This is a genomic window from Aestuariibaculum suncheonense (assembly GCF_014596935.1).
Taxonomy (GTDB): Bacteria; Bacteroidota; Bacteroidia; order Flavobacteriales; family Flavobacteriaceae; genus Aestuariibaculum; species Aestuariibaculum suncheonense.
Genome location: NZ_JACVXC010000006.1, coordinates 199,536 through 215,338 on the forward strand (window position 1 = coordinate 199,536; position 15,803 = coordinate 215,338).

16 protein-coding genes are annotated in these 15,803 nt (G+C 35.5%); 15 read left to right on the plus strand and 1 reads right to left on the minus strand.

All coding sequences use genetic code 11. The features are described 5' to 3' along the window. Positions 1 to 89 precede the first annotated feature (89 nt). The 15 genes from ICJ84_RS14625 (at position 90) to tsaB (ending at position 14,061) form a co-directional block, all read left to right on the plus strand. Positions 90 to 2,189, plus strand: coding sequence for a gliding motility protein RemB (locus ICJ84_RS14625; RefSeq protein WP_188217156.1), 2,100 nt, complete (start codon positions 90 to 92; stop codon positions 2,187 to 2,189). Positions 2,190 to 2,352: 163 nt separating this feature from the next. After that, a complete protein-coding gene (cyoE, locus tag ICJ84_RS14630; protein WP_188217157.1) occupies positions 2,353 to 3,246 on the plus strand; it encodes a heme o synthase in 894 nt (297 codons plus the stop codon). Positions 3,247 to 3,249: 3 nt separating this feature from the next. Further along, entirely contained in the window at positions 3,250 to 3,831 is a 582-nt protein-coding gene (locus ICJ84_RS14635) for a cytochrome c oxidase subunit 3 (protein WP_188217158.1), read from the plus strand. 138 nt (positions 3,832 to 3,969) lie between these two features. Continuing rightward, a complete protein-coding gene (locus ICJ84_RS14640; protein ID WP_188217159.1) occupies positions 3,970 to 4,950 on the plus strand; it encodes a cytochrome c oxidase subunit 3 in 981 nt (326 codons plus the stop codon). Positions 4,951 to 4,969: 19 nt separating this feature from the next. Continuing rightward, entirely contained in the window at positions 4,970 to 5,350 is a 381-nt protein-coding gene (locus tag ICJ84_RS14645) for a cytochrome C oxidase subunit IV family protein (protein ID WP_188217160.1), read from the plus strand. An 88-nt stretch (positions 5,351 to 5,438) separates the two neighbouring features. Then, positions 5,439 to 6,161, plus strand: a complete 723-nt coding sequence (locus ICJ84_RS14650) for a hypothetical protein (protein WP_188217161.1) — start codon at positions 5,439 to 5,441, stop codon at positions 6,159 to 6,161. Further along, positions 6,148 to 6,891, plus strand: coding sequence for an SCO family protein (locus tag ICJ84_RS14655; protein ID WP_188217162.1), 744 nt, complete (start codon positions 6,148 to 6,150; stop codon positions 6,889 to 6,891). The genes ICJ84_RS14650 and ICJ84_RS14655 overlap by 14 nt, the downstream gene beginning before the upstream one ends. Continuing rightward, entirely contained in the window at positions 6,884 to 7,417 is a 534-nt protein-coding gene (locus tag ICJ84_RS14660) for a DUF420 domain-containing protein (RefSeq protein ID WP_188217163.1), read from the plus strand. The genes ICJ84_RS14655 and ICJ84_RS14660 overlap by 8 nt, the downstream gene beginning before the upstream one ends. Further along, positions 7,410 to 7,640: a hypothetical protein gene (locus tag ICJ84_RS14665; protein ID WP_188217164.1), complete on the plus strand. Its 231-nt coding sequence runs from the start codon at positions 7,410 to 7,412 to the stop codon at positions 7,638 to 7,640. Before ICJ84_RS14660 ends, ICJ84_RS14665 begins: the two co-directional genes overlap by 8 nt. Before the next feature lie 85 nt (positions 7,641 to 7,725). After that, the gene (locus ICJ84_RS14670) at positions 7,726 to 8,427 is read left to right on the plus strand and encodes an ABC transporter ATP-binding protein (protein ID WP_188217165.1); all 702 of its coding nucleotides are present in this window, start codon (positions 7,726 to 7,728) and stop codon (positions 8,425 to 8,427) included. Beyond that, positions 8,420 to 9,649, plus strand: a complete 1,230-nt coding sequence (locus tag ICJ84_RS14675; RefSeq protein ID WP_188217166.1) for an ABC transporter permease — start codon at positions 8,420 to 8,422, stop codon at positions 9,647 to 9,649. The genes ICJ84_RS14670 and ICJ84_RS14675 overlap by 8 nt, the downstream gene beginning before the upstream one ends. 1 nt (position 9,650) lies before the next feature. Next, positions 9,651 to 10,895: an ABC transporter permease gene (locus ICJ84_RS14680; protein ID WP_188217167.1), complete on the plus strand. Its 1,245-nt coding sequence runs from the start codon at positions 9,651 to 9,653 to the stop codon at positions 10,893 to 10,895. Between the two features lie 17 nt (positions 10,896 to 10,912). Continuing rightward, positions 10,913 to 12,037 carry an efflux RND transporter periplasmic adaptor subunit gene (locus tag ICJ84_RS14685; protein ID WP_188217168.1) on the plus strand — a complete coding sequence of 375 codons (1,125 nt, stop codon included), beginning with the start codon at positions 10,913 to 10,915 and terminating at the stop codon, positions 12,035 to 12,037. 15 nt (positions 12,038 to 12,052) lie between these two features. Next, a complete protein-coding gene (locus ICJ84_RS14690) occupies positions 12,053 to 13,381 on the plus strand; it encodes a TolC family protein (protein WP_206688707.1) in 1,329 nt (442 codons plus the stop codon). Positions 13,382 to 13,383: 2 nt separating this feature from the next. After that, positions 13,384 to 14,061: a tRNA (adenosine(37)-N6)-threonylcarbamoyltransferase complex dimerization subunit type 1 TsaB gene (gene tsaB / locus ICJ84_RS14695; protein ID WP_188217170.1), complete on the plus strand. Its 678-nt coding sequence runs from the start codon at positions 13,384 to 13,386 to the stop codon at positions 14,059 to 14,061. Here tsaB and ICJ84_RS14700 read toward each other — a convergent pair. After that, the gene (locus ICJ84_RS14700) at positions 14,058 to 14,888 is read right to left on the minus strand and encodes a mechanosensitive ion channel family protein (protein ID WP_188217171.1); all 831 of its coding nucleotides are present in this window, start codon (positions 14,886 to 14,888) and stop codon (positions 14,058 to 14,060) included. The genes tsaB and ICJ84_RS14700 overlap by 4 nt on opposite strands. Between the last annotated feature and the right edge of the window lie 915 nt (positions 14,889 to 15,803).

The window sequence follows — 15,803 nt, forward strand, 5'->3', positions numbered from 1 at the left end:
GTGTCGTTATGCGATATCGGCTTTTTTTAATGAATGCATTATTAAAAATATAGTATCTTTCTGCCAAATTCAACTTTAAATCGGTATTCATGAAGCAATTCATTATTCTACTTTTTGTCTGTCTTCAATATAGTGTGTATGCGCAAAATGAGTTGTATTACGAAAAGCCACCAGTGTTTTCAAATTGTGATTCCGTAGCAGTTGATGCATTGCAAAAATGCTTTGATGTTAGCGTGTTCAATCAAATCTATAATACTTTCAAAGTGCCTCAAAAGGTTACAGATGATATGTATAAAGGAGATATTATCGTATTGTTTGAAGTCGATACTACCGGAAGTTTTAAAGTGATTTACGTCGACGCGATGTATGAGGAACTGAAGACAGAAACTAAACGAGTGTTTTCCCAATTTCCAAAAGTGATACCGGCAACGTATAACGGCAGAAAGACGTTTAAACAATATTCGATTAAAGTGAAAATTCCTTTAATTGATCAAACAGTATCTCATAGTTCGGCTTCAAAAACGAATGCGGTGACGACTCTGGAAACACAGGCTAAAACCGAATTTGATAGTGTAACTACTAAATTATTACCGTTTGAAAATAAAGCTTATACTAGTCAGTTAAATATTCCATTCACGCATGCCGATTATGCTAAATTCGATAGGCAAATTAATGTTGTGGGAACGAATAGTCATACGGCATCCAAACCGTTTATATATCAGGATGTAGCAAAATATTACGATTTTGAAGCTGAAAATACCATGTTGCAACAAAATCGCGAGACCTGGTTTGGTAGAAAATTATGGAATGAGCATTTGGTAAAATTGCAAGGTGAAGACTATTGGTTCACCATCGACCCGATTTTCGATCTTGAAGTGGGTAAAGATACTGAAGCCGATTTCAGTTCAACATATAACAACACGCGAGGCTTACGCGTACAAGGTGGTTTAGGTAAGAAATTTAACTTTTTCACGACGGTTTATGAGAGCCAGGGACGCTTTGCACAATACGTTAATGAATATGCAGAAAGTTTAAAAGCCTTTGGTCCAGATCCGGCCATTATTCCGGGACGTGGTATTGCCAAGCGATTCAAAACCGATTCTTACGATTATCCTGTTGCCGAAGCTTATTTGTCGTATGCGCCAGCAGATTTTTTAAATATTCAGTTCGGACACGGTAAAAATTTTATTGGAGATGGTTACCGTTCGTTGTTGGTAAGTGATGTAGTGAGTCCTCACCCGTTTTTAAAGTTAAATACTCAGTTCTGGAAAATAAAATACACGAACACCTGGATGTGGTTGCGTGATGTGCGTCCTGAAGTAACCGAAGATGGTGCCTTTCTAACCAAATATATGGCGAATCATTACCTGAGCTGGAATGTGTCGAAACGATTAAATCTGGGTTTCTTTGAATCGGTGATGTGGACCAATAGTAATAACCGCGGATTTGATATTAATTACCTAAACCCGATTATTTTTTACAGGGCTATCGAGTTTGAAACGGGACAGGATGCCGGAAATGCGATTTTAGGAGCTTCTGGGAAATATAAAGTGAACGATAATATTAATATTTATAGTCAGTTTGTGTTAGATGAATTCAAACTTAGTGCTATAAAAGGTGGTGAGCGCAGCTGGGTTAATAAGTTTGGATATCAACTTGGAGCAAAATATTACAATGCGTTTAACGTCAATAATTTATTACTTCAGGCGGAATATAATCGCATTCGCCCTTATACTTATTCGCATAATACCATTGCTACCAATTACGGGCATAACAACCAATCGATGGCACATTTGTGGGGTGCTAATTTAAGTGAATTCATTTTAATAGGACGTTATCATTATAACCGATGGTTTGCCAATGCAAAACTGATTTTTGGTGTCCGCGGTTTAGACTTTAATAATGATAACGACACTTACAGTTATGGAGGTGATGTGTATCGCGATTACGACGACCGTCCGTTCGATACCGGAGTTGAAGTCGGGCAAGGGAACAAAACCAAGGTGTTTAACGGAAACCTTCAGGCGGGGTATTTAATTAATCCGGCGTCAAACTTGAAAATTTTTACCGATATTACTTTTAGGGACTTCAATCCTGAAGCAGAAACTGCAACGACGTTCAAGTCAAATACCGTTTGGATTAACTTCGGTATTCGCACGGATTTATTCAATTGGTATTTCGATTTTTAATTATGTCATACTGAACTTGTTTCAGTATCTTAAAGCCGTATCTATTGTTCAACTAATTCATGCTCAATGAACTTTTTTAAATACCTGTAAAAAGCATTGGTCAAATTGGTATTAAAAAGTATCTTTGCACTCGCAAAAGAAAAGCGATTAAGAACAAAGAACATTGAGTAACTCAAAAACTTCATTAGCAGCCCCTTCGGTTATTTCAGATTTCAAAGAAATTACTAAAATGCGTTTAGCTTTAAGTGTGGTATTTTCCTCACTGGCTGGGTATTTACTGGGAGTTGATACGGTAAACTATAAGACGTTGGTCTTACTTGCTTTAGGTGGGTATTTTATGGTAGGGGCATCGAACGCATTTAACCAAATTATAGAAAAGGATTTAGATGCCTTAATGAACCGCACCAAAACTAGACCAATCCCATCAGGACGTATGTCGGTAACCACAGCGTTTATCATCGCTTGTATATTTACTTTATTAGGTATCATTATTCTGTACGCGATTAATAAGCAAACAGCCATGTTTGGTGCGATATCTATCTTTTTATACACCTGTGTATACACACCATTAAAAACAAAAACACCATTGGCTGTATTTGTTGGAGCGATTCCTGGAGCGATTCCGTTTATGTTAGGCTGGGTGGCTGCAACTGATGATTTTGGAATTGAACCGGGAACCCTATTTGCACTTCAGTTTTTCTGGCAGTTCCCGCATTTCTGGGCAATAGGATGGTTTTTATATGAAGATTATAAAAAAGGAGGTTTTTACATGTTGCCAACAGGAAAACAGGATAAAGGAACAGCGGTACAAACCATTATGTATACCATCTGGACGATTTTAGTGTCTATTATTCCGGTTTTTGGTTTCACAGGAGAATTAAAGTTAAGTATTGTCTCGGCTGTTGTTGTATTTTTGTTAGGATTGTGGATGCTGTATTACGCCTTCCGTTTATTTAAAATAATGTCTGAAAAGGCCGCGCGTCAATTAATGATTGTTAGCGTATCTTATATATCGCTAATGCAAATTGTGTACGTAATAGATAAATTTATTAGATAAGCCATGGATTTAACACAGGGTACAAGAGAAGAAAAAACAGGAAGAGCTAAAAAGATGATGCTTTGGTTCGGTATCATTTCGTTAGTGATGTCGTTTGCGGGGTGGACAAGTGCTTTTATTGTGAGTAGTTCACGACCAGACTGGTTAAAAGATTTTCAATTACCAAATGCTTTTATAATTAGCACCATGGTTATTGTAGCGAGTAGTCTTTCGATATTTTTAGCAAAACAAGCTTTAAAGAAAGATAACAGAACCGGTGCGATGCTTTGGTTAGTAGTTGCTTTGGTGTTAGGAATCGTGTTTATCTACAATCAGTTTGTAGGGTTTCAGCAAATTATTGAATTAGGTTATAATTTTACAGGTCCTACCAGTAATGTAACCATGTCTTATGTTTATGTCATAGCGGTAATGCACATATTACACGTTGTGGCGGGGTTAATTTGTTTACTGGTTGTAATTTATAATCATTTTAAACAGAAGTATTCTTCAAGCAATATGCTTGGCTTTGAGTTAGCTGCAACGTTTTGGCATTTTGTTGATATACTGTGGGTATATCTGTTTCTGTTTTTGTATTTCGTAAGATAAATTAATCTTCATTTCATTAAATACGTTTTAAACATCGTGAAACATCAGCATTTAAGCCTTTAAAATTTAAGTTTGATGTTTCATTACATGAATAAAATACTTATTTTTGTCCAAATTTTAAAATAATAACCAACATATATGAGTACTACAGTTGTAACTACTGAGACAGAAGGGAAAACTTGGGGTGGTGGTAATGAGCCACTTAAGGCAAGTTACGGTAAGATGATGATGTGGTTTTTCATCGTTTCTGATGCCTTAACATTTTCAGGTTTTTTAGCGGCCTATGGATTTTCAAGATTTAAATTTATCGATGCGTGGCCAATAGCCGATGAGGTGTTTACTCACGTGCCGTTTTTACACGGACAAGAGTTGCCAATGATATATGTGGCATTCATGACCTTCGTTCTTATTATGTCGTCTGTAACTATGGTATTGGCTGTAGATGCAGGTCACCATTTAAATAAAGCGAAAGTTACCTTATACATGTTCTTAACCATTATTGGTGGTTTAATCTTCGTAGGTTCTCAAGCATGGGAGTGGGCTACATTTATTAAAGGAGATTTTGGAGCAGTAGAAACTAAAGGTGGTAACATTTTACAATTCGTAGATGCTGAAGGTCACCGTGTGGCTCTAAGAGATTTCGTTGTTGCAGGTGAGCATGAGCGTGTTCAGCAAGAGCGTAAAAACGGATTATGGTTCGTAGGTGAAGGGTCTTTACCAAGTTATACTGTAGAAGACGTTATACATGGTTTTGAAGCAAACGATAACCTGTTAATCAGAACTCAGGAATTAACTGAAGATGGTCAGAAAACAGTATTATCAAGAGCTGAATCGTTAAAACAATTAAAAGCTAACGGAAAATTAGTTGTAGAAGGAGCTAATTTACAACACAATGAATATGGTTCGCCGTTGTTCGCGGATTTCTTCTTCTTTATTACTGGATTCCACGGATTCCACGTATTCTCAGGAGTTGTTTTAAATATCATTATTTTCTTTAATGTCGTTTTAGGAACTTATGAAAAGCGTAAAAGCTACGAGATGGTTGAGAAAGTTGGATTATACTGGCACTTTGTCGATTTAGTTTGGGTATTTGTATTTACATTCTTCTACCTAGTTTAATATTAAAAATAGCATTAAAATGGCACAAGATCATAAATTAGAGATATTTAGAGGTTTAGTTAAGTTTAAATCGAATACACAAAAAATCTGGGGTGTATTAGTATTCTTATCTCTTGTAACTGCAGTTGAAGTTGTTTTGGGTATTTACAAACCAGAAGCCTTAATGGCAAAAGTGTTAGGTATGAAATTACTTAACTGGATATTTATCATTTTAACTATCGTAAAAGCATATTATATTACTTGGGATTTCATGCACATGCGTGATGAAACTAAAGGCCTAAGACGTGCTGTGGTTTGGACAACCATTTTCTTAATACTTTATTTAGTATTCATCTTATTACAAGAAGGTGGATATGTATTTAACGTTTACGATAAAGGATATATAAAATCAGATTTTTAACTATTATAATTTAGTTAAATAGAAATATAAAGGCGGTTATTAAACCGCCTTTTTTTATTTTTGCACCGCAATACACAACAGGTATTTAATGAATTACAAGAAAATAAGTAGATACGTCGTTTTAGCAGTTTTATTCTTTCTGCCAGTAACCTTTCTATTGTTTTTGTATCCTGCAACGCACAACTACACGCCGCTGGATATTGTTAACAAATCGGTGATGGATATCGACGGATTTACTTCGGAAGACGGAGAAACTATTCGCTTAGCAGAGCATATCACCGTATTAGGCTTTTTAGGAATAAAGCCAATGGATAATGCTGTTGAAGTTTCAAACTTGAAAGAGCTGGTTTACGATAAATTTAAAGGTTTTAAAAAGTTTCAAATTGTTTTATTGGTCCCGAAGGGCACTCAGCAATCTGTTGAAAAATTAAAGGAAGAAGTCTTTACCTATGAAGATTTGAAGTTTTGGCATTTTGTTTATGGTGATTCAGAACAAATTCAGCAAGTGTATGCCAGTTTAAAAACCGAAGAAGCTTTAGGTTCGACATTGGCAACCAATAAAATTTTTATCATCGATAAAGATTTATATCAACGTGGTCGTTTTGACGATAGAGAAGATAGAGAGAAGGAAAAGAATAATCCGGTTTATGGATTGAATGCGTATAACTGTATCGAGGTTGCTGAGATTAAAAATAAAATGAGCGACGATTTACGTATCTTATTTACTGAGTACCGACAAAAACGTAAAGGCGAGTTCGATTCGTCAAGCCGAAGAGACAACGATTTAAAATCTAATCATGAAGAAGAATAATTATTCATACATAGGTATTGCATTTATCATTTTACTGTTTGGTATTTTGTTTGTGCCAAAAATTATCGATCGCATTCAAAATGGCGATGTGGTTCGTGATGAAAGCCGTAGTGATTTTGCAAGCGAAAAAAAAGGGAAATCATCAGATTTGGCTTTCATTGAAGTGGATGGTGCGCCTAAAAAAGTGCCTTCATTTTCATTTACCGATCAAAATGGCAAAACCATAACCAATGAAGATTACGTAGGTAAGGTGTATGTGGTAGAGTTCTTTTTTACAACGTGTCCGACCATTTGCCCAAGGATGAGTAAAAACCTGGTTCAGGTTCAGAATACTTTTAAAGATTTTGAAAATTTTGGAGTGGCGTCTTTTACTATCAACCCGGCTTATGATACTGTTGAAGTCTTAAAAGAATATGCAGCACAATACGGCATAAGCAATCCGAACTGGCATTTAATGACTGGTGACCGCGATGAAATTTATGAACTGTCGAATGAAGGATTTAATTTATATTCAGCAGAAGAAGAAAGTGCAGCTGGAGGTTTCGAGCATTCGGGTAATTTTGCATTAATAGACAAAAACGGATTTATTCGTTCACGAAAAGACGAGTATGGAAATCCAATTATATATTACAGAGGTATTGCTTCAGAAGAAGAGAAGATAGACGAAGATGGAGCACCACAGGAAATTTCAGCATTAAAAGAAGATATTAAAAAGTTACTTGATGAATAATTCAGAACAAATCATTGACGATAAAAAGTATAATAAGTTAATTGTTGCCTTATCGGTTGTTATTCCGGTTGTGGTAGCTGTTTTATTTGGGGTCAAAATCGATGCGACGCTTCCTGTGTTTTTACCGCCAATTTATGCAACGATTAATGCGATTACAGCCTTAGTTTTAGTATTGGCGTTTATTTCTGTGCAAAACGGGAAAATTAAGCTGCACGAAAGGTTAATGAAATTTGCCATCGTATTATCCTTGTTATTTTTAGTGATGTATGTGGCTTATCACATGACAAGTGATTCCACTAAATACGGTGGTGAAGGTGTTTTAAAATATATGTATTACTTTGTGTTGATTACGCATATTTTAATGTCAATAATCGTAATACCTTTTGTGTTGATTACTTATGTTCGGGGGATTACCAATAGTATTGAACGACATAAAAAGATAGCAAAAATCACATTTCCTTTGTGGTTGTATGTTGCTATTACCGGTGTGGTTGTTTACATCATGATAGCTCCATATTATGCATAGTTATATAAAGCTTAAAATAACATTTACTTTTCTGGTGTTGTTTTCATTTGTTGAAACTAATGCCCAGTGTGCGATGTGTCGCGCTGTTTTAGAAAGTGAAGAAGGACAGTCTGCAGCGCAAGGCATAAACGATGGTATTGTGTATTTAATGGCGCTACCTTACATACTTGTTGGAGGAATTGGCTACCTTATTTATAAGAAATTCAATACGTTAAAAAAATAATAAAAACTTTTTTCTCTCATTTTGTAACATATCTTTGTTAAGGTAGTCTAATTTCTGAAGGCTTCAAATAACAAACCTATCAAAAATGTTACAAATTCATCAGTTGCACAAATCCTATCCTATAGGAGATTCCAGTTTACATGTTTTAAAAGGTATCGATTTATCGGTCGAAGAAGGCGAAATGGTCGCTATTATGGGGTCTTCGGGTTCCGGAAAGTCAACCTTGCTTAACATCATAGGAATGCTCGATGAAGCCGATTCTGGAGAATATATTCTGGATGGATTAACTATTAAAGATCTTACCGAAAAGAAAGCCGCTGTTTATAGGAACAAATTCTTAGGTTTTATTTTTCAGTCGTTTAATCTGATCAATTATAAAACGGCCTTAGAAAATGTGGCGCTACCTTTGTATTATCAAGGCATGAAACGCAAGGAGCGTTTAGAACTGGCGATGTTTCATCTTGAAAAAGTAGGTTTAGCCGAATGGTCACATCACTTACCGAAGGAACTTTCTGGTGGACAAAAACAGCGTGTGGCAATTGCCCGTGCTTTGGCTGCGAATCCAAAATTACTGCTTGCCGATGAGCCAACAGGAGCTTTAGACACGAAAACCTCTCATGAGATTATGGCTTTTATTCAACATTTAAATGATGAAGGTAAAACCATTTTAATGGTAACGCATGAAGAAGATATTGCCAATATGTGTAAACGTATCATTCGTTTGCGTGATGGAGTTATTATGGAAGATACTAAAGTCAATCAAGTAAGAGCGGAACAGTATGTTTGATTTAGATCTTTGGCGAGAAATATTTCAAAGTATTAATAAAAACAGAACCCGAAGTTTACTTTCTGGTTTTACCGTAGCGTTTGCTATTTTATTATTTGCTATTCTTTTCGGAATTGCCAATGGTTTAAAAAATACATTCAAAGAAGCTTTTGGAGACGACGCTACCAATGTGATTTTTATAAATTCAGGAACCACCACACAGGCAAGTAAGGGGCTTCAGGCCGGAAGAAAAATTCAGTTTAAAAACGAAGACTTCAATTATATAAAAGATGAATTTGCCGAAAAAGTAGAATTCATTACTGGGCGTATATACCGAAATGTAAATGCTTCTTACCGTAACGAAAAAAACAGTTATTCTGTTCGTGCGGTACATCCTGATCATCAGTTTTTAGAAAAAACGATTGTTGAAGAAGGGCGTTACATCAATCAAAACGATTTACAAAACCGATCAAAAGTAGTGGTGATTGGTCGTTTAGTAGAAGAAGATTTATTTTCAAAAACAACTGCTTTAGGTAAATATATTAACCTAAGTGGTATTCCATATAAAGTAGTTGGTGTCTTTAGTGACGATGGAGACGATAATGAGGAGCGTATGATTTACATGCCAATCTCTACAGCACAGCAGGTTTATGGTAATAACGATTATATCGATCAGATTAATTTATCCTATAATTCGAAATTGAATTACGATCAAGCTTTGTCATTTGGTAACGATTTAACCCGTGAATTAAAGAAACGGTTTTCAGTTGCGCCCTCTGATCAGAGAGCCATCCGAATATTTAACATGGCCGAGGGATCTAAAAATGTAGATATGATGACCTTTAGTTTAACGGTTATTATTCTGGTTATTGGCTTCGGAACCTTAGTGGCAGGTGTTGTAGGCATCAGTAATATTATGATTTTTATTGTTAAAGAGCGCACTAAAGAAATAGGAATACGTAAAGCCTTAGGAGCCTCTCCTCGAAATATAGTATCCATTATTTTAATAGAGTCCATTTTAATTACTGCTATTGCGGGTTATGTTGGCTTGTTAATTGGCGTCGGTGTATTGGAATTGGCGGGACCGAGTTTGGAGGTTTACTTTATAAAAGATCCGGGGGTGAGTAACAGTTTGGTGTTTGGAGCAACTGTTACTTTAATTATAGCCGGAGCCATTGCTGGTTATGTGCCTGCAAAAAAAGCATCACAAATAAAACCGATTGTTGCCCTAAGAAACGATTAATATGTTTAGATTTTTATTTGAAAGAGATACTTGGCAAGAGGTTTTAGATAGCTTAAAAAAGAATAAGCTTCGTTCGGTGTTGACTATGGTTGGTGTCTGGTGGGGTATATTATTGCTTATAGGCTTGTTAGGTTCGGCAAGAGGTTTAGAAAATTCATTTAATAGATTATTCGGAGATTTCGCTACCAACAGTGTTTTCATTTGGGGACAAAGAACAAGTAAACCGTTTCAGGGGTTTCAGGAAGGCAGAGGTGTGCAGTTATCGCTAACCGATGCTAAGAAAATAGAAGAGAATGTAGAAGGGATTGAGTTTGTGTTGCCCAGAAATCAACGTCAGGTATCCGCTACCAGAAATTTTCAAACCGGAAGTTTTCAAATGGTGGGCGACTATCCGTTGCTGGATAAACTTCAAAAGAAAAATCTTTTAAACGGTCGTTTTCTAAATGAAAATGATATTAAGGATAATAAAAAAGTAGTAGCCATATCGGAAGATGTTTATAAACAGCTCTTCGAGAAAGATGAAAATGCCATCGGGCAATACATTGAAATCAACGATATCAATTTTAAAGTTATTGGTGTATTTGAAATTTCGAACGTTAGGATGGGGCCGTCACAGGATATGCACATTCCGTTTACGACGTATCAGCAAATTTACAATCAGGGAGACCGTATTGGGTGGTTAATGATTACGGGGAAGCCGGGCTTCGATATCAAACAAATAGAAGTAGATTCTAAACTTCTTCTTAAAAATTTAAATACCATTCATCCAGATGATAATCGTGCTTTCGGAAGTTTTAATTTAGGGAAGGAGTTTGCCAAATTAACTGGGTTTTTAATAGGAATGCAGTTTTTAACCTGGTTTGTTGGTGTTGCTACTTTAATCGCGGGCGTTTTTGCTATTGGAAATATTTTATTAATAGCCGTTAGAGAGCGCACAAAGGAAATAGGTGTACGACGAGCTTTAGGTGCTACACCTTTTGAAATTAAACGACAAATCGTTGTTGAAGCCGTTTTTATAACCTTAGTTGCCGGTATTTTGGGCATCATTTCAGGTGGATGGATTTTAATTGCGCTAGACCACTTCTTTGGTCAGGGCGACGATGCTGCTCTGGTAAATGCATCAGTATCTATCGCCGTTGTATTTATAGCATTAGTCATATTAGTTATTCTGGGAACTTTAATCGGACTTATTCCGGCCTTTAAGGCGACCAGTGTAAAACCCATAGAAGCATTAAGAGAAGAATAAACAATCAAAAAAAGAACATGAGTAAAACAGTAAAAATCATAATTGGAATCGTTGTTTTAATCCTGCTGTTGGTGGTCTTGAAATATTTTAAAGATGCCAATTCTAAAGCCATAGAAGATTTTAAGGTTGAAGAACCTTTTTACACTGCTATAAATACACAGGCCGTAGCAACAGGTAAACTAAATCCGGAAGAAGAAATTGAATTAAAACCACAGATTTCAGGAATTATCGATGAGATTCTTGTTGAAGAAGGTGATAAAGTAAAAAAAGGAGACCTGATTGCTAAAATTCGTGTGGTACCAAACGAACAAAGTCTGGTCAGTGCGAATAGCCGAATTAAAACAGCGCAGTTATCATTCAATAATGCAGAGACGCTGTATAACAGAAATAAATCGCTTTTTGAAAAAGGTGTGATTTCTCAACAAGATTTTGAAAACAGCGAGCTATCGTTTAATCAGGCTAAAGAAACGTTAAGGCAGGCTCAAAACGATTATCAGATTATAAAACGTGGATCAATCTCAGGTGGCGCTTCAGCAAACACCAATATTATTGCGCAAATCGCTGGAACCATTTTAGAGATTCCTGTACGTGAAGGCGATCAGGTGATTGAAAGTAATAATTTCAATGACGGAACGACCATTGCAACCATTGCCGATATGAGCCATATGATTTTTGAAGGAAAGGTTGATGAAGCCGAAGTTGGGAAAATTTCAGAAGGAAAAGAGATTAAAGTCGTGTTGGGAGCTATTAAAGACAAAGATTTCCCTGCAACATTAATTTTTATTGCCCCTAAAGGTATTGAAGAGAATGGTGCCGTTCAATTTACCATTAAGGCTAATGTTAATATTGATGAAGGAACGAATGTAAGAGCAGGGTATAGTGCCAATGCCGAAATTGATATAGAAAGTAAAGACAGCGTGTTTGCTATTCGCGAAGCCTTGTTGCAATATAACAGAATTACCGAAAAACCTTTTGTAGAAGTGTTAGAAGGAGAAGGTAAGTATAAGAAGGTCGATGTAGAATTAGGAATTTCAGATGGTATTAATGTTGAGATTACTGAAGGATTAAAAGAAGGAGACAAAGTAAAAGTGTGGAATAAGGCTTCAGAAGATGATAAGGAAGACAGAGGGCCAAGACGCTAAAAAATGAAATCGATTATGTTTAATTTGAAAAACTATATAATTTTAACTCTTATTCTGGGAGTGTCATCTGTTTTTGCTCAGGAAAAAACATGGAACTTACAGGAATGTATCGATTATGCTTTAGAACATAATATTAGTGTTCAAAAGTCGAATAACTCTGTGCTAACAAGCGAACAAAATGTGATAGCAGCAAAAGGTAATATGCTACCATCTTTAGGAGCAAGTGCGAATCAATCTATGGGTTTTGGTAATCAAGAGTTGTTTCAGGGGCAGTTTGTTAATCGTACATCACATCAAACGAGTATGGGGGTACAGGTTTCGCAAAATATATTTAATGGTTTTCGTAATACAAACATTTACAAACAATCGTTATTGTCGCAAGAAGCTAGTGAATTGCAGTTACAACAATTAAAAGACGATATTTCACTTAATGTAGCAAATGCTTACTTAAATGTTTTATTTAATAAAGAAAATTTAGAAGCAGCAAAAGCTCAAACGCTTTTTTCTAAAAAGCAATTAGAACAGGTTAAGAGTTTTGTTAGTGCAGGTGTTCAACCTAGAGCAAATATATTTGATGCCGAGGCTACTTTGGCTTCAGACGAGCAAAGTTTAATAACCGCTGAGAACAATTATAATTTATCATTATTAACATTATCACAATTACTACAAATTCCATATAAAGGGTTTCAAGTAGAAATGATTGATATCGATGCTGCTTATTTTGCTTTGTTTTATAATGATGTCGATGCTATTTTAGACTATGCTTATGGTAATAGAAATGAAATAAAACTGGCTGAAAAAAATATTGAAGTATCAGAGCTGGGAACCGAAATTAATAAAGCAGGATATTGGCCAAGCGTTAGTTTTGGGTATGGTTTTGGGTCTAATGTTTTTTATTCCAATTTAACCGAAAATGAAGATTCATTTTTTAATCAGCTTAATAATCAAAAATCACATTCGTTTAGGTTAGGAGTAAGCATACCTATTTTCTCTCAGTTCCAAAATAAAACAGCAGTAGCTAAATCGCAAATACAAGAATTAAATTCCAAATTAGATTTAGAACAGGCCAAATTAGATTTGGAAGGGAATATTCAACGAGCATTTACCGATGCGCAAGCAGCATTAAAAGCGTACGAATCTGCAAAAAAATCAATTGAATCTCAAAAACTCGCCCTCGATAATGCTGAAGAACGCTATAAATTAGGGAATATGACAGCTTTCGATTTAGAGCAAACCAGAGTACGATACCTAAATGCGCAAAATTTATTAATAAATGCAAAGTATGATTTTGTTTTTAAGACAAAAGTTTTAGACTTTTACATGGGAAAATCATTAACAAATTAGCTTTGGCATTAATACTTAACATAGAGACGGCTACCACCAACTGCTCGGTGGCTTTGTCAAGAGACGGAGAAACAATCTTTTTAAAAGAAGATAACAGTAAAAACTATTCGCATGCCGAAAGTTTACATGTATTTATCGATTCGGTTTTAAAAGAAACAGATGTGAAAGCTAAAGATTTAGATGCCGTTGCGATTAGTAAAGGCCCTGGTTCTTATACCGGATTACGTATCGGCGTGTCTGCTGCTAAAGGTTTGTGTTTTGCTTTAGATAAACCTTTGGTGTCTGTGCCTACTTTACAGGCCTTGGCTTGCCAGGCAAAAATTACCGATGGTGTTATTGTGTCTATGTTAGATGCCAGACGTATGGAAGTATATTCGGCAATTTATGATGCGAATTACAATGAAGTGCGTGAAACCGAAGCTCAGATTTTAGATGAGAACGCTTTCGCGGAATATTTAAATCAAGGGAAAGTATACTTTATAGGGAATGGTGTGGAGAAAACAAAAACGCTCATTCAGCATCCCAATGCGATATTTTTAGAAGAGAAATTACCATCGGCAAACGAAATGGGTGTGATTAGCGATGCTAAGTATAAAAAAAGCGACACCGAAGATGTCGCTTATTTTGAGCCTTACTATTTAAAAGACTTTGTTGTGATGAAGCCTAAGCCAAAGGCTTAAGCATTTTTGTGAATTTCCACTTGATGTGGGTAAGGAATTTCAATACCAGCAGCATCAAGAGCTAATTTAATATTTTCTACACATTCAAAGTATACCGTCCAGTAATCTTCGGCATTACACCAAGGTCTAACAGCAAAGTTTACCGAGCTATCGGCTAATTCTAAAACGTTAACGGTTGGTGCGGGTGTGTCAATGACTTTTGGATGAGATGTTAAAACATTCATTAAAACCTCTTTGGTTTGTTTAATGTCAGCATCGTAACTTACACCAATTACTAAATCTACACGACGTGTACCTTCAGTGGTGTAATTAATAATGTTTCCGTTAGATAAAGCACCATTAGGAATAATAATTTCTTTATTAGAAAGTCCGGTTAATTTTGTTGTAAAAATTTCAATGTGTTTTACAACACCTATTTCGCCTTGCGCTTCAATTAAGTCGCCAATCTTAAAAGGTTTAAAAATCATAATTAAAACACCGCCGGCAAAATTACCTAAAGATCCTTGTAACGCCATACCCACAGCTAAACCAGCAGCAGCAATAATGGCGGCAAATGAGGTGGTTGGTACACCAAGGGTTCCTAAAAGGGTAATGATTAAAAGGATTTTTAAGCCCCAGCTGAATAAGTTTAGTAAAAACTTTTGAAGACTTTCCTCGTAATTACTTTTAGACATGATTTTACGAGTTGCCTTCAGGATGCTTTTGATAATCCATGATCCAATAATCCAGATGAGAATCGCTCCAATAACCTTGAGACCGTATTCGGTAATAAAATCCATCAACTTTGAAGAGTCGAAGCTTTGAAAATCAATTTCTGCTAAATCCATAATGTGTTTGTTTAAATTTCATTCAAAAATATTAACTAATCTAGACTTAACCCGGTAAATCCAGTAAAAAAAATAGTTAAATCCTATAAAAGCGGAGTTTCATTAATCTCATATGTATAGGAGTAATACATCGTATGTTTTGTTGAGGTCACATTAATTTATAAAGTAGGGCGTTTCCCTTAGGGTCGGGCTATCCGTTTCAAGTCCTCGCTTGTACCTCGCTGTGGGCTATACACTATTATCCCTAACGCGCAATGATAGTTAGTTTCTTTACTTTAATATATAGCAGTATTTGTTTTACACACACACACATAATATATTTAAAGTTGTTCATCATTAAATTTCCATCTGTCGATCTAAAATATTCTTCATGTAACTAATTGATATTTAGGATAGATTAAAAAAGAATAAAAAAAGGTGATAAAAAGTTTGTTAGTTAAGAGAAAAGGGGAGTATATTTGCAGCCCGTTAGCGGCGAGACTGCTGAGGGAAGTTCTTATAAAGGTGATGATACAGAGGTTTAAGAAATTGATTTTCAAGTCAAATAAAAAAACTTCAAAAAAACTTTAGAAACATGTTGTTAGAATCAAAAAAGGTTGTATGTTTGCAGCCGCAAAAATAGCGAGTGTTATGAGTAGCGAGGTTCTTATAAAAGTGTTGATATAGTTGAAGAAAGTGAAGATTTAAAGCTTCGAAAATTTTTCAAAAAAAAAGTATCAAAACAGTTGTGAGGTAAAAAAAAGGGTTTTATATTTGCACCCGCTTAACGAGGAAACGAGTTAAGAATAGAAGAGAAATAAGTTCATAAACATATTGAATTGACAGCGTAAGATGCTAGCTGGAAACGGTTAGTATTGACTAAGAGAATAAACCATTTTGAGTACTAGAGATTCCAATTAGTTGTTAAATAATATT